The following is a 14,891-nucleotide window of genomic DNA, read 5'->3' as shown; positions in this document are numbered from 1 at the left end:
CTCCTGGGTCGTGCGGCGTACGGGTCAGGCGGTGTACGGGTCAGGCGGTGTACTGGCAGCTCCCGCGCGGCACGAAGCGGCCGTGCCCGGCGCGGCCGACGAAGCGCCGGTCGAGGACGACGGGCTCCCCGCGCGAGAGGACGGTGACGACCCGGCCGGTGACGCGCCGGCCCTCGTAGGCCGAGTAGTCGACGTTCATGTGGTGGGTCGCGGCGGACAGAGTGTGGGTGGCGGCCGGGTCGTAGACGACGACGTCCGCGTCGGCGCCGGGGGCGAGCGTGCCCTTGCGCCCGTAGAGGCCGAACATGCGGGCGGGCGCCGCGCAGGCCAGCTCGATCCAGCGGCGGCGGCCGATGCGTCCCTCGACGACCGCCTGGTGGAGCAGGTCCATGCGGTGCTCGACGCCGGGGAGGCCGTTGGGGATGCGGGTGAAGTCGCCGCGCCCCAGCTCCTTCTGGCCGGCGAAGCAGAACGGGCAGTGGTCCGTCGAGACGACCTGGAGGTCGTCGGTGCGCAGGCCGCGCCACAGGGCGTCCTGGTGCTCGCGGGAGCGCAGCGGCGTGCTGCACACGTACTTGGCGCCCTCGAAGCCGGGCGCGGCCATCGCCTCGTCCGTCAGGAAGAGGTACTGCGGGCAGGTCTCGGCGAAGACGGGCAGGCCGTCGTCGCGCGCCCGCGCGATCTCGGCGACGGCCTCGCGCGCCGAGACGTGCACGACGTACAGCGGCGGGCCCCCGGCGACGCGCGCGAGCTGGATGGCCCGGTGGGTGGCCTCGGCCTCCAGCAGGGCGCGGCGTACCTCGCCGTGGTGGCGCGGGTCGCGGCGCCCGGCGGCGAGCGCCTGCGCGGCGAGGACGTCGATGGCGATGCCGTTCTCGGCATGGACCATGACCGTCGCGCCGTTCTCCGCCGCCGTCTGCATAGCGCGGAGGATCTGCCCGTCGTCGCTGTAGAACACACCGGGGTAGGCCATGAACAGCTTGAACGAGGGAACGCCCTCGGCGGTCAGCGCGCGCATCTCCCGCAGCACGTCGTCGCGGACGTCGGCGAGGATCATGTGGAACCCGTAGTCCACGGCGCACTGCCCGGCGGCCTTGGCGTGCCAGGCGTCGAGACCCTCGCGCAGCGCGCGGCCGCGCTCCTGGACGGCGAAGTCGACGACGGTCGTCGTGCCGCCCCAGGCGGCGGCGGCCGTGCCGGTGGCGAACGTGTCCGCCGCGCGGGTGCCGCCGAACGGCATCTCCATGTGCGTGTGCGCGTCCACGCCGCCGGGGATCACGTACCGCCCGGTGGCGTCCAGGACCGTCCCGGCGGTCCAGCCCGCCGCCTCGGCGCTGCCCCGGGCGGCGAGGGCGGCGACGCGGCCGTCCTCGATCAGGACGTCGGCGTCCAGCTCGTCGGCGGCGGTGACGACCAGCCCGCCCCGGATGACGGTTCGGCTCACGGCACTGTCCTGTTCCGGCGCCGGGGAGGCACCCCGTAGATCAACGGACAAGACGACCGTAGGTCTGATCACACAGGGTGGCAACAGCGTGACGCGCCGGTGCGGGCGTGCGCGGGGCGTGCGCGGGTGGTGACCTGGCGGACCGGGGCTTCGGCGTGTCCCCGGCCCGCCAGGGGCACGGCGGGGCCCGTGGGCTGGCCGGGCCGGTCGGCCCGGGAGGTCGCCGACCGGGTCCGTGCGGGCCCCGATCCCCTGAGGCTAGGAGCGTTGCCGCAGGAAGTCCATGCATGCGTCGCAAAAAACTGCGTGCATGCTGCAAAAACATGACTGTCCGGTGGGGTCAGATGATCAGCGACAGGAGCAGCACCCACAGCAGCGCCGTCACCGAGATGATCGTCTCCATCAGCGACCAGGTGCGCAGCGTCTGGCCGACCGACATCCCGAAGTACTCCTTGACCAGCCAGAACCCGGCGTCGTTCACATGGCTCAGGAACAGCGACCCGGCCCCGATGGCCAGCACAAGCAGCGCCACGTGCGACGTGCTCATCCCCTCGGCCAGCGGCCCGACGAGCCCGGCGGCGGAGATGGTCGCCACCGTCGCCGAGCCCGTGGCCAGCCGGATGCCGACCGCGATCAGCCAGCCGAGCAGGAGCGCCGAGACGTTCCAGTCCTCCGAGATCTCCAGGATCATCCCGCCGACCCCCGCGTCGATCAGGACCTGCTTGAAGCCGCCGCCCGCGCCGACGATCAGCAGGATGCCCGCGATGGGCGCGAGCGCGCCCTCCACCGACCCGGCCAGCCGGTCGCGCCCGAGCCCCGCCGCCCGGCCGAGCGTGAACAGGCCGAGCAGCACGGCCGCGAGCAGGGCGATCATCGGATCGCCGATGACGTCGGCGACGCGCTGCACCGTGCTCTCCGGGTCGTCCACCACGATGTCGACCAGCGCCTTGGCCAGCATCAGCACGACGGGCAGCAGCACCGTGGCGACAGTGGCGCCGAAGCCGGGGCGGCGGTCCAGCCGCTCCGACGGGCGCTCGGGTATCAGCCCCTCGGGCGGCGTCACGTCCACCCAGCGGGCGGCGTACCGGCCGAAGAGCGGACCGGCGATCACCGCGGTCGGCACGGCCACCAGCACGCCGAGCGCCAGGGTGAGGCCGAGGTCGGCGTCCACCGCGTCGATCGCCACCAGCGGCCCCGGGTGCGGCGGCACCAGGCCGTGCATCACCGAGAGACCGGCCAGCGCCGGGACGCCGATGCGGATGAGCGACTGGCCGCCGCGCTTCGCGACCAGCAGCACGACCGGGACCAGCAGCACGATCCCGACCTCGAAGAACAGCGGCAGCCCGATGATGCAGGCGATCAGCAGCATCGCCCAGGGCATGCGGCGCGGACTCGTCCTCGCGAGGATCGTGTCCACGATCTGGTCGGCGCCGCCCGAGTCGGCCAGCAGCTTGCCGAGGATCGAGCCGAGCGCGATCAGCACGCCGACCCCGGCGACCGTGCTGCCGAGACCGGCGCCGAAGCTGTCGATGACCCGGTCGAGCGGCGCGCCCGCGGCGGCGCCGAGCACCAGGGAGCCGAGGGTGAGGGAGAGGAACGCGTGGAGCTTCCAGCGCGTGATGAGCAGGACGAGCACGGCGATGCCCGCCAGTACGGCGAGCGCCAGCTGGGCGTGGCCCGCCGAGGTGATCGGCTCGGCGGCCGTGGTGACCGCCATCGCGTCGTCGGGATGGGGCATGGGGGGACTCCTCGCGTGGCACGGCGCGCCGGCCGGAGTCCCGGTCGGCGCCTGACGGTGACGCCTGGAGGTGCGGGACGTGCGGGTGATGCGGGGCGAATGGTGCCGCCGATGCGGCCCTCCCGACAAGAGGGCGGAGGGCGGGGGTGGTTCGGGCGGTCAGGCGGCGGGTCGCCCGCGGACGGCCGCGGCGGCCTCGTCGGCGATCCGCGCGGCGTCCGCGCCGATGTCCACGCGCGCGCCCCGTTCGTCCTCCTGGAGCGGCTCCAGCGCGGCGAGCTGGGAGTCGAGCAGGGCACCCGGCATGAAGTGGCCCTCGCGGGCGGCCATGCGGCCCGCGATCAGCTCCCGCGAGCCGTCGAGGTGGACGAAGAACAGCCCGGGGGCGGCGGCGCGCAGCCGGTCGCGGTAGGCGCGCTTCAGGGCGGAGCAGGTGACGACCGCGCCGCCGTCCGCCGCGTGCCCGGCGGCCCAGGCCCCGATGGCGTCGAGCCACGGCCACCTGTCCTCGTCGGTCAGGGGCGTGCCGGCGGACATCTTGGCGATGTTGGCGGGGGAGTGGAAGTCGTCCGCGTCCGCGTACGGGACGCCGAGCCGGTCCGCGAGCAGCTCGCCGACCGTGGACTTGCCGGAACCGGACACGCCCATGACGACGACGACCGTGGCGCCGTGCGCATCGTTCACCGTGCTGTCTCCTCTCAGGTCACTGCGGGGGCCGCCGCCCGCCGACGCGTACGACGTGAACGGCGGTCGCGGGAAATACGTCCTACATAATGGGCCATGGAGGCGTCATTCCGACAGGGAGGGCCATGGACCAGCGGACGGACCCGCGGACGGACGGGCGGCAGGCGGACCTGCACGCCACGCTCCTCGCCGCGCTCGGCCCCGCCATCACCGGCGGCGAGCACCCGCCCGGGGCCGTCCTGCGGACCGACGCGCTGGCGGAACGCTTCGGCGTCTCCCGCACCGCCGTCCGCGAGGCCGTCCGCGTCCTGGAGTCCCTGCGCCTCGTCGAGTCCCGGCGGCGGCTCGGCGTGCGCGTCAGGCCGCGCGAGGAGTGGGACGTCCTCGCCCCGCAGGTGATCCGCTGGCGGATGGCGGGCGCCGACCGGCCCCGCCAGCTGCGGTCGCTGACGACCCTGCGCTCGGCCATCGAGCCGGTGGCCGCGGGGCTCGCCGCCCGGCTGGCGACCCCGGCGCAGTGCGCGGAGGTCACCGCCCTGGCCATGGACATGGTCGCCACCTCGCGCGGCGGGCGGCTGGACGCCTACCTGGCGCACGACATCGCGTTCCACCGGGCGGTGCTGCGGGCGTCGGGCAACGAGATGTTCGCCCGGCTCGGCGACGTCGTGGCCGAGGTGCTCACGGCGCGCACCCGGCACGGCGTCATGTTCCCCGACCCCGACCCGGCGGCCGTCACGCTGCACGTACGGGTGGCCGAGGCGGTCAGGACGGGTGACGCGGCCGGGGCCGAGCGGCTGACACGGGAGATCACCGAGGGCGCGCTGCGCGAGCTGGACGTCCTCGCGCCCTGAGCGGCCGCGTGTCCGGGCCGACCAGCCGACCAGCCGACCCGCCGCCCGCGCGCCCGGCCGGGTGGGGCAGACTGCCTGGGCCGCGTCACCCCGGCAGGGGACGCAGGGGCGACGACGCCCTCCTCCACCCGCTCCGCCTTCTTCCCGCCCCACCCCGCCCCGCCCCAGAGGTCCCGCGCATGCGCTTCGCCGTCCCGATCCCCCAGCACACGACAGAGGGTGCCTTCGACACGGACCGCGCCGCCGCGTTCCTGCGCCGCGCCGAGGAGCTGGGCTTCCACAGCGCCTGGGTGCAGGAGACGGGCATCGGCCCGGTGCCGACCCTCGGCCCCGCCGAGACCCTGGCGTTCGCCGCCGCCCACACGCGGCGGATGCGGCTGGGGGCGGCGGTGTTCATCGGCCCGCACCACCTGCCGGTGCAGCTCGCCAAGTCCGTCGCCTCGCTCGACGTGTTGAGCGGCGGGCGCATGGAGACGGGCATCGCGCTCGGGCCGAAGAACCACCTGGCGGCGTTCGGCGCGTCACCCGAGGGGCTGGTCGCGCGCTTCACCGAGGGCATCCGGCTGATGAAGGCGTGCTGGACGCAGGACCGCGTGACGTTCGACGGCCGCTTCTGGCAGCTCGCCGACGCCGCGATCGGGCCGCGCCCGCTCCAGCGCCCGCACCCGCCGCTGTGGATGGGCGGCCACCACCCCGCCGCCCTGCGCCGCGCGGTGCGGTACGGCGACGGCTTCTTCGGCGCGGGCGGCGCGTCCACGGCGGAATTCGCCGCCCACGTCCGCACCGTGCGCGCCGAACTCGACGCGGCCGGTCGCGACCCGGCCACCTTCTCCGTCGCCAAACGGGTCTATGTGCACATCGACGAGAACGCCGGACGCGCCCGCGCCGCCGTCGCCGGTCCCCTGGAGAAGCTCTACGGGCGCACCGACACCGCCGTCTGCGGACCGGTCCCCGCATGCGTCGAAGGGCTGCGTCAAGTGGCCGACGCGGGAGCCGAGTTGATCCTCCTGCACCCGGTGGCCGACGAGGAGGGGCAGCTGGAACGCCTCGCCGCCGAGGTCGTCCCGCTGCTCTGAGGCGGCGCTCGCGCCGGAATCGAAGCGGGAATCGAAAAGAAAAACCATAGGAATATCGGCCCGACACTTTCTCAGGAAATTCCCAGAATCGCTGTCTAACGTCTGCCGCGCTCTTCCCCCGCACCGCCCGAAAGGCAGACGTGTCCGCCGAACCAGCACAGCCGATCCCCCATGCCCCGCCCCGCCGTTCCGCCGCCGCCCCCACCGCCCCGCCGCCCCGGACCCTGCTCGACATCCTGCGGGCGTCCGTCGCGGCGTGGCCCGACGCCCTCGCGCTCGACGACGGCGAGACCGCCCCCCTCACGTACCGCGACCTTGCCGCAGAGGTCCACCGCCTCGCCGCCCGCCTCCGCGCGGCGGGCATCGGTCCCGGCGACCGCGTCGGCATCCGCGCCGCCTCCGGCACCGCCGCCCTGTACACGGCCGTCCTCGGCATCCTCGCCGCCGGTGCCGCCTACGTCCCGGTGGACGCCGACGACCCCGGCGCGCGCGCCGAACTGGTCTGGCGCGAGGCCGCCGTCCACACCGTCGTCGGCGACGGCCACCGCCTCACCCGCCGCCCCGGCGTGACGGCCGCCGGACGCGGCGGCGCGCCGGGACCGGACGACGACGCCTGGATCATCTTCACGTCGGGCACCACCGGCACCCCCAAGGGCGTCGCCGTCAGCCACAGGTCGGCCGCCGCGTTCGCCGACGCCGAGGCCCGCCTCTTCGTCCCCGACGCGCCGCTCGGCCCCGGCGACCGCGTGCTGGCGGGCCTGTCCGTCGCCTTCGACGCCTCCTGCGAGGAGATGTGGCTCGCCTGGCGGCACGGCGCGTGCCTCGTCCCCGCGCCCCGCGCGCTCGTGCGCGGCGGCGCCGAGCTGGGCCCGTGGCTCGCCGACCGGGGCGTCACCGTCGTCTCCACCGTCCCGACGCTCGCGCTGCTGTGGCCCGCCGACGCGCTGGCCGGGGTGCGGCTGCTGATCCTCGGCGGCGAGCCCTGCCCGCCCGAGGTGGCGCGCCGCTTCGCCCGCGACGGCCGCGAGGTCTGGAACACGTACGGCCCCACCGAGGCCACCGTCGTCACCTGCGCCGCCCGGCTCGCCCCCGGGGAGCCGGTGCGGATCGGCCTGCCGCTGGACGGCTGGCGGGTCGCCGTCCTCGACGCGGACGGCCTGCCCGCCGCGCCCGGCGGCACCGGCGAACTCGTCATCGGCGGCGTCGGCCTCGCCCGCTACCTCGACCAGGCCAAGGACGCCGAGCGGTTCGCCCCGCTGCCCGCGCTCGGCTGGCCCCGCGCCTACCGGACGGGCGACCTGGTGCGCGCCGACCCCGAGGGCCTCGTCTTCCTCGGCCGTGCCGACGACCAGGTCAAGATCGGCGGGCGGCGCGTCGAACTGGGCGAGATCGACGCCGCGCTCGGTGCCCTCCCCGGGGTCGCGGCGGCCCTGTCCGCCGTCCGCAGGACCCCCGGCGGCGCGGACGTCCTCGCCGGGTACGTCGTCCCCACCGCGCACGATCCCGGCGGGGGCGCTCCCGCCGCGTTCGACCTGCGCGAGGCCAGGCGCCTGCTGCGGGAACGGCTCCCCGCCGCCCTCGTGCCCCGGCTCGTCGTCCTGCCCGCCCTGCCCACCCGCGTCTCCGGCAAGGCCGACCGCGCCGCCCTGCCCTGGCCGCCGCCTGACGACCCCGGGCACGGCGACGGCGGGGCCGGTACGGACGCGACCGCCGCCTGGCTCCTCGGCCTGTGGGCCGACACGCTGGGCGTCCGCCCCGCTCCCGACGACAACTTCTTCGACCTCGGCGGCACCAGCGTCGCCGCCGCCCGGCTCGTCTCCGCCCTGCGCACCCGCCACCCCCGTCTCTCCGTGGCCGACCTCTACCGCAACCCGACCCCGGCCGCCCTGCGCGCACTGCTCGACCGGGACACCGAGAGCACCCCCGCCTCCGGCCCCCTCCCCGCCGGGCCCGGCCCCTGGCGCGCCACGGCCGCCGCCCAACTGGCCGCGCAGCCCCTGCTGCACGCCCTCACCGCCGCCCGCTGGCTGCTCACCCTCACCGTCGCCGGGACCGCCCTCGCCGCCCTCGGCCACTCCACCCCACTGCCCACCGCGCCCTGGTGGTCCCTCGCCCTCACCTGGCCCCTGCTCGGCACCCTCCCGGGCCGCGCCCTCCTCGCCGCCGCAGGCGCCCGCCTCCTCTGCCACGGCCTCACCCCTGGCACCCACCCGCGCGGCGGCCACCGGCACCTGCGGCTCTGGGCCGCCGAACGGCTCACCGACGCCCTCTCCCTGACCGCCCTCACCGGCACCCCGCTCGCCACCTGGTACGCCCGCCTCCTCGGCTGCCGCGTCGGCCCCCGCGCCGCCCTGCACGCCCTCCCACCCGTCACCGGCCTCGCCACCTACGGCGCCGGCTGCACGGTGGAACCCGAGGCCGACCTCTCCGGCTTCCGGCTCGACGCGGGAACGCTCCACGTCGGCACCGTCCACATCGGCCCCGGCGCCCGCGTCGGCGCCCGCGCCGTCCTCCAGCCGGGCGCCCACCTCGGCCCCCACGCCGAGGCACTGCCCGGCGCCTGCGTCACCGGCCGCGTACCGGCGGGCGAACGCTGGACGGGCTCCCCGGCCGCCCCCCACCCCGACGGCCGCCCCGCCACACCTCCGGCGCCCGCCCCCGCGTCCCCGCCCGCAACCGCCCGCGCATGGGCCCTGATCCGCCTGCTCAGCCCCGCGTTCCTGGCACTGCTCACCTGGACCGCCGTCGCCCCGGCCGTCCTGCTGGCCCTCGCCCTCCCCTTCGGCGGGCTCGCCGCGCTGCCCGCCCGCGCCGCCGTCCTCGTCCTGCTCGGCACGACCGGGCACGCCCTGCTCGTCACCCTGACCGTCCGGCTCCTCGCCCGCGCGCTGCGCCCCGGCGACCATCCGCCGGACAGCGCCGCCGCCTGGGCCGCCTGGCTCACACACAGCATCCTCACCGTCAGCCGCCAGACGCTCTTCCCCCTGTACGCGTCACTGTTCACGCCCGTCTGGTTCCGGCTGCTGGGCGCCCGCGTCGGCCGCGACACCGAACTGTCCACCGTCGTCACCCTGCCGGCGCTGCTGCGCGTCGGCCCCGGCGCGTTCCTCGCCGACCACGTGCTCGCCGCGCCGTACGAACTGCGCGGCGGCCGGGTTCACCTGGGCGTCACCCGCATCGGCGCCACGGCGTTCGTCGGCAACTCCGGCCACGCCGCCCCAGGCCGCACCATCGGTGACGGCGCCCTGATCGCCGTACTCGCCGACACCCCGGCCGACACACCCGCCGGCTCCTCCTGGCTCGGCAACCCCCCGATGCCCCTGCGCCGCACGGCCGAACGCACCGACCCCGCCCGCACGTTCCGCCCCGCCGCCCGCCTGCGGGCCGCCCGCACCGCCGTCGAACTCTGCCGCGCCCTCCCCGTCCTCCTCGACGCCGCTCTCCGCCTGTGCGTCACGTGGACCCTGCTGCTCGTCTGGGAGACGGCCGGTCCCTGGTACGCGCTGCTGGCGGGCGGCCCGCTGCTGTGCGCCGCGGGACTGCTCGCGGGCGCGCTCGCCATCGCCGCCAAGTGGCTGCTGACGGGCCGCTTCCGCCCCGGCAGGCACCCGCTGTGGAGCCCGTTCGTCTGGCGCAACGAGCTGTACGACACGTTCGTGGAAGTCCTCGCCGTGCCCTGGCTGGTCCGCCCCGCGCTGGGCACGCCCCTGCTGACGTGGTGGCTGCGCGGCCTCGGCGCGCGCATCGGCCGCCGCGTCTGGTGCGAGACGCACTGGCTGCCGGAACCCGACCTCGTTCGCATCAGGGACGGTGCGGTGGTGGGCCGCGGCTGCGTCGTGCAGACCCATCTCTTCCACGACCGCGTGATGCGCCTGGACACCGTGGACATCGGGCCAGGCGCCGTGCTCGGCCCGCACACCATCGCCCTGCCGGGCAGCCGGATCGGGGGAAACACCACCGTGGGACCGGCCTCCCTGGTCATGGCCGCCGAGCACCTGCCCGACGGCGCACGCTGGCAGGGCAACCCCGTCCACCCGTCGCGCGGTTGACCACCCCTTGGGTGACGCCGGACGGCAAGATCATCGTCACATTTGTTATGCCGCAGACATGTACGGGAGTGAAGAGTTTGCCTACCCTTTCGTCGGGCTGTGTTCATCTATGGGCCCTCGACGGGGAAACGCTTGTACGACAGCGGCATGAGGAACGGGGGTCGGCATGGTGAGTGTGAGCTTCACCCGGGAGGACGTCGAGAAGAAGGCCGGGGTCGCGCCGTGGAAGCGCGCCCGGGAGTTCTCCGACGAGATCGACCCCGCCGACATGGGCGACACCGCGGCCGTCTACGCCCGCGCCGCCGGTGAGGCGGACGACGCGGGGACGCTCGCCGAGTCCGCCACCGAGCACGCCGGGGAGTCCGGCAGCGTCGACGGCGGCACCCTCGTGGACGTGGGCGGACGCATCGACGAGACGGCCCGCGGCCTCCAGGGCAACGGCGCGGACATGGACGAGGTCGTCAACTGGATCGTCAAGTCGATGAACCTCGCGATCGACACCGTCACCGAGGTCAACGGCCTGATCGACGGCGCGAGCGGCCCGCCCGTCGGACACGGCTTCACGACCCCCAAGGGCCTCGACCAGATCTACCAGGAGAACCACGACGCCGCGCAGGGCGAACTCTCCCGCGACATCGAGCTGATCAACGCCGCCTCCCGCGCGTCCGCGCAGACGAGCGCCGCGCCCGGCACCGTCGCGGCGTCCGTGACCCTGGAGGGCGGCAGGACGGTCAGCTTCACGCCGACCCAGGAGGGCGTCGACTCCCTCGCCGCCGACGTCGCCCGCGACATCCGCGAGAAGTACCTCCAGAGCGTCGCGGACAGCGCCGAGAGCACCTACTCCGAGATGACCGACGCGATCGAGGACTACCGCAGCAAACTCACCGGCTACGGGCACGAGTTGCAGATCCTCGGCTACGACCTGTCGGGACCGCTCGACCTGTGGACGACCGAGGCCCAGGCCGAGTGGGCCGCCGACCAGCTCGCCAAGGAACTGGCCAAGGACGAGCCCGACCCCGAGCTGATCCAGCGCTACACCCAGGGCCTGGACGGCATCGTCGACGCCATCTTCGGCGACTCGAACAACCCCGGCGACCCCTCGCGCCCCCTCACCGAGCAGGAACGCGCCTACCTCGAACGCTTCTACGGCTCCCTCGACGCCGACACCCTCGCCCAGCTCGGCAACAAGATCGACGGCTGGAACGGCGCCAAGGTCGACCTCGCCAACGGGATCGGCCTCCTCACCAACCCCGACCTCGGCGGCTTCGACGTCAGCGACCCCGAGCAGCGGGCCAAGCTGCCCGACATCGTCGAGCGCTTCGTCTACGACTGGGAGGACGGCCCGTTCTACGGCGACGACGGCCGCATCGACCGGGACGCGTTCGCCGATGAGATGCGGGCGTTCAACGGCTTCGGCGACGTGCTCGGCCACATGACGATCACGCCCGACGACCAGTTCGCCGAGGACATGGCCCACGCCGCCGTCGGCATCCAGCAGCGCGCCTCGCAGCAGCTCGTCCTGCTCGGCCCCGGCGGCGACATCGTCGCCAACACCGGCAGCAGCGGCCTGCTCAGCGCCACGTCCCTGAACGCGGAAACCTCCGCCGGGCTGCTCAACGACGAGGACTTCCGCACGTCCCTCCTCGTCCAGACCTGGCAGGACAGCGACGGCGCGGCCGACCTGGTGCGCGCGGGCACGATCGTCCCGGAGGGCATCGACCCGAAGAGCAAGGCCGCGCACCCCTTCGTCGAGGCCGCCTTCAACACGCTCGTCACCGCTTCCCAGTACCCGGACGAGATGCTCGGCCGCCAGGTCGAGATCGAGGGGCTGGAGAGGAACAACACGGCGCTGCTGTCCTCCATCGCCGATGTGACCGACAACTACATGGACTCCGTCGCGGTCAGCTCCGAGGAAGCCTGGTACGAGAACGGCCGGTTCAACATCGACCGGGAGGTGCGCAACAACCTGTTCGAGCTGCTGGACCGGGCCGACCCCGTCGTCAGCGACCAGTTCTACCGGTACGTCGCCGGGTGGGAGGGCGCCACCGCCTACACGGCGTTCGCCGGCGACAAGGACGGCAACGGCGACAACGCCGCCGCCTTCGCCCGCCTCGGCACCATCGCGGGCGCCGTCGAGCACGCCAAGCACCTCTCCGACCCGCACATCCCGGACGCCACCGCGGGCACCCGGCGTCAGGCGTCGCTCGTCGTCTCCGTGTCCACCGCCGCCGGCATCGCCAACACCCTCGGTGACTGGGGCCGCCTCGGCGTCACGGTGTCCGGCGGTGCCTGGGGCGCCGCCGAGATCCTCCGGCACTCGCTGCCCGACCCGACGGCGGCGGAGAAGGAGGCCAAGTGGAACGCGCTGGAGTTCGGTGACACGCCGATCCGCTCCATCGTCGCGAACGCCGCCATCGAGGCCGACTACCGGGGCGCCGGCGACTACAAGCTGCCCAACCTCGCCGAGGACGGGGTCCACGAGAGCGACGTCCGCCAGGGCCGCCTGGGCAGCGGCGACCCGAAGGAGAAGGGCTACCTGGACATCGAGAACGCCAAGTACGACGGCTACCGCGACGTCCTGATCGACGCCTACCGCCGCTCCCTCGGCTGACCCGCCGGTCCGTGCCGCCGCCCGGGACGGCGGCGGCACGGACCGCGGACGGCGCTCCCGCGTCAGCGGCGCGGCGGCAGGTCCGCCGGGCCGATGTGCGGGCGCAGCGTGGTGTGGGCGATCCGCAGCCCCTCGGTGATCCGCTCGTCGCTCCCGCCCCACAGCGGGTCCTCGTGCTCCACCGACAGCACGCCGCCGAACCCGGCCTCGTGCAGCCTGTCGACCACCCGCGTCCAGTCCACCTGCCCGCGCCCGGGGATGCGGTAGCGCCACCAGCCGGTGCGCCACGGGTCGCCGCCCTTGTCGACGGTGCCGAAGACGCCGTACCGGTCGCGGGCGCGCGCGTCCAGCTCGACGTCCTTCGCCTGCGCGTGCACGATGCGGTCGGCGTACGGGAGGATCGTCCCGACCGGGTCGATGCCGAGCCACATCAGGTGCGACGGGTCCCAGTTGAGGTACAGGCCGAGGGAGAACATCCACTCCCACAGCTCGGGGGAGTACGCGATGTTGCCCGGGTAGCCGTCCGGGTGCCAGCCCTCCATCACGCAGTTCTCGATGATGATCCCGACGCCGCGCTCGCCCGCGTACTCGACCAGCGGCGGCAGGACGCGTTCGGCCTCCTGCTGGTTCTCCGCCACCGACTTCGACGGGTCGCGGCCGATGAAGGTGCCGACCCACGGCACGCCGAGCACGGCCGCCGCGTCGATCGCGTGCCGCAGGTGCGCGGCGATCTCCGCGCGCCGCGCCGGGTCGGGGTGCAGGTTGTTCTCGTAGTAGGCGAACGCGCTCAGCTCCAGGCCGTGCCGGTCGAAGAGCGCGCGCGTCGCGTCCGCGTCGGCGGCGGTGAACGACGCCACCGGCAGGTGCCCCGCCTCGAAGTCGCGGCCACCGGCGCGCGGCCACACTGCGACCTCCAGGGCCTGGTAGCCCGTCCCCGCGGCGAACTCGGCTATCCGCTCCAGCGGCCACGCGGGCAGGCAGGCGGTGAGGAATCCCAGCTTCATGTCGGATCTCCCGTCTCGTCAGATGTCGGTCCAGGCACGGCCTGCGGCCGAGCGCAGGACCGCGTCGGTCAGCCGCGCGGCGCGCAGCCCGTCCTCGAACGTGGGCAGCCCGTCGCGTTCCTCGCCGCCCATCACCGCGTACGCGTCGGCGACGAACGCCTCGAAGCACTGCGCGTACCCCTGCGCGTGCCCGGCCGGCAGGGTGGCGAGCCGCCGCTGCTCGGCGGAGCCCGCGCCCGGGTCGCGGACGAAGACCTCGGCGCCGGTGGCGGTGCCGAACCACCCGTACTCGGGGTTCTCCTGGTCGAAGACGGCGCTGCCCGCCGCGCCGTCCAGCTCGAACCACAGGCGGTTCTTCCGCCCCGCCGCGACCTGCGAGATGGTCGTCGACACGGGGACGCCGTCCGCCGTGCGGGCGAGCACCATCGCGATGTCCTCGGTCGTCACGGTCACCCGGGGCGCGTCCGCGCCCGCGGGGCCCGAGAACGACGCGACGCTGCCCGCGGGCCGCTCCGGCAGCGCGATCCGCGTCTCGGCGATCAGCGACGCCATCCGCTCGCCGCTCACCCACTCCACCAGGTCGAACCAGTGCGAGCCGATGTCGGCGAACGCGCGGGACGCCCCGCCCGCCGCCGGGTCCACGCGCCAGCTCGACGCGTCGGGGGACAGCAGCCAGTCCTGGAGGTAGCTGCCGTGCACGGCGTGCGTGGCGCCCAGCTCACCGGCCAGCCGCCGGGCGCGGATCTCCCGCACCACCGGGTGGTAGCGGTAGACGAACGGCACCGCCGTCACGACGTCGGCGGCACGCGCGGCGGCCGCCATGGCCTCCGCCTCCGCCAGGTCGCCGCCGAGCGGCTTCTCGCAGATCACGTGCTTGCCCCCGGCCGCGAGCAGGGCCAGGGAGTAGGGGGCGTGCGTGGCGTTGGGCGTGCAGACGTGGACCACGTCGGCGTCGCTCTCGGCGACCTCCTCGATGGTCCGGTAGGCGGTGGGCACGCCCCAGGCGTCGGCGGCGGCGCGGGTCCGCCCGTGGTCGCGGCCCAGCAGGCCGACCACGTCGGCACCGGCGAGCAGCGCCGCGCGCCGGTGCACCTCGGCGATCATGCCGAGGCCCAGGATGGCGACGCGGGGCCGCGCGGAACGGGTCGTCACGTTCGGTGTCTCCTCTCGTACGGGCAGACGGCCGCCGTTCCGGCCCCGCCGCGCCGTACGGGCCGACGGGGGTCGTCACGGGCGGCGGGGACCCTCCGGCGGGCGTTTCCCTGCGCGAGCGTACGTCGCGCAGGTCAGCGGCCCGCGGGCGAGCCCCCTGACGGCCCTGCCCGGCGGCCGCGGCCGCGAATCACCCGGACGGCGGCGTCCGTACGGCCCCGCGCCCGGCGGGCCGCCCGCTAGCGTGACGGGCGTTCACGAACGCCGCCGCCCCCGGGAGAC

9 protein-coding genes are annotated in these 14,891 nt (G+C 75.0%); 4 read left to right on the top strand and 5 right to left on the bottom strand.

The genetic code is table 11. From position 1 onward, the window contains the following. Positions 1-40 precede the first annotated feature (40 nt). The 3 genes from hydA to ACIBPC_RS16050 form a co-directional block, all read right to left on the bottom strand. Entirely contained in the window at positions 41-1,444 is a 1,404-nt protein-coding gene (hydA, locus tag ACIBPC_RS16060) for a dihydropyrimidinase (protein WP_398844885.1), read from the bottom strand. Between the two features lie 340 nt (positions 1,445-1,784). Continuing rightward, positions 1,785-3,182 carry a gluconate:H+ symporter gene (locus ACIBPC_RS16055; RefSeq protein ID WP_362967493.1) on the bottom strand — a complete coding sequence of 466 codons (1,398 nt, stop codon included), beginning with the start codon at positions 3,180-3,182 and terminating at the stop codon, positions 1,785-1,787. Positions 3,183-3,341: 159 nt separating this feature from the next. Then, entirely contained in the window at positions 3,342-3,830 is a 489-nt protein-coding gene (locus ACIBPC_RS16050) for a gluconokinase (RefSeq protein ID WP_398845614.1), read from the bottom strand. Positions 3,831-3,991: 161 nt separating this feature from the next. Between ACIBPC_RS16050 and ACIBPC_RS16045 the strand changes: the two genes are divergently transcribed. The 4 genes from ACIBPC_RS16045 to ACIBPC_RS16030 all read left to right on the top strand — a co-directional run bounded on the left by ACIBPC_RS16045 (position 3,992) and on the right by ACIBPC_RS16030 (position 12,453). Further along, positions 3,992-4,717 (top strand): FadR/GntR family transcriptional regulator, encoded by a 726-nt coding sequence (locus tag ACIBPC_RS16045; protein WP_398844881.1) that lies wholly within the window; start codon positions 3,992-3,994, stop codon positions 4,715-4,717. Positions 4,718-4,896: 179 nt separating this feature from the next. Next, entirely contained in the window at positions 4,897-5,793 is an 897-nt protein-coding gene (locus tag ACIBPC_RS16040) for an LLM class flavin-dependent oxidoreductase (RefSeq protein WP_398844878.1), read from the top strand. A gap of 140 nt (positions 5,794-5,933) precedes the next feature. Continuing rightward, complete coding sequence (locus tag ACIBPC_RS16035) at positions 5,934-9,842, top strand: Pls/PosA family non-ribosomal peptide synthetase (protein WP_398844875.1); 3,909 nt, start codon at positions 5,934-5,936, stop codon at positions 9,840-9,842. A 166-nt stretch (positions 9,843-10,008) separates the two neighbouring features. Further along, positions 10,009-12,453: a hypothetical protein gene (locus tag ACIBPC_RS16030; protein ID WP_398844873.1), complete on the top strand. Its 2,445-nt coding sequence runs from the start codon at positions 10,009-10,011 to the stop codon at positions 12,451-12,453. A gap of 62 nt (positions 12,454-12,515) precedes the next feature. On the opposite strand, the gene ACIBPC_RS16025 is transcribed toward ACIBPC_RS16030, so the two are convergent. Together ACIBPC_RS16025 and ACIBPC_RS16020 are read right to left on the bottom strand one after the other, a co-directional pair. Further along, positions 12,516-13,457 (bottom strand): sugar phosphate isomerase/epimerase family protein, encoded by a 942-nt coding sequence (locus ACIBPC_RS16025; protein ID WP_398844870.1) that lies wholly within the window; start codon positions 13,455-13,457, stop codon positions 12,516-12,518. Between the two features lie 18 nt (positions 13,458-13,475). Further along, positions 13,476-14,609, bottom strand: coding sequence for a Gfo/Idh/MocA family protein (locus tag ACIBPC_RS16020; protein WP_398844867.1), 1,134 nt, complete (start codon positions 14,607-14,609; stop codon positions 13,476-13,478). Positions 14,610-14,891: the final 282 nt, after the last annotated feature.

The sequence above is a fragment of the Streptomyces sp. NPDC049879 genome (assembly GCF_044461265.1).
Classification (GTDB): Bacteria; Actinomycetota; Actinomycetes; order Streptomycetales; family Streptomycetaceae; genus Streptomyces.
Note: the sequence above shows the minus strand (reverse complement) of the source record. Positions and strands in the feature narration are given on the sequence as shown.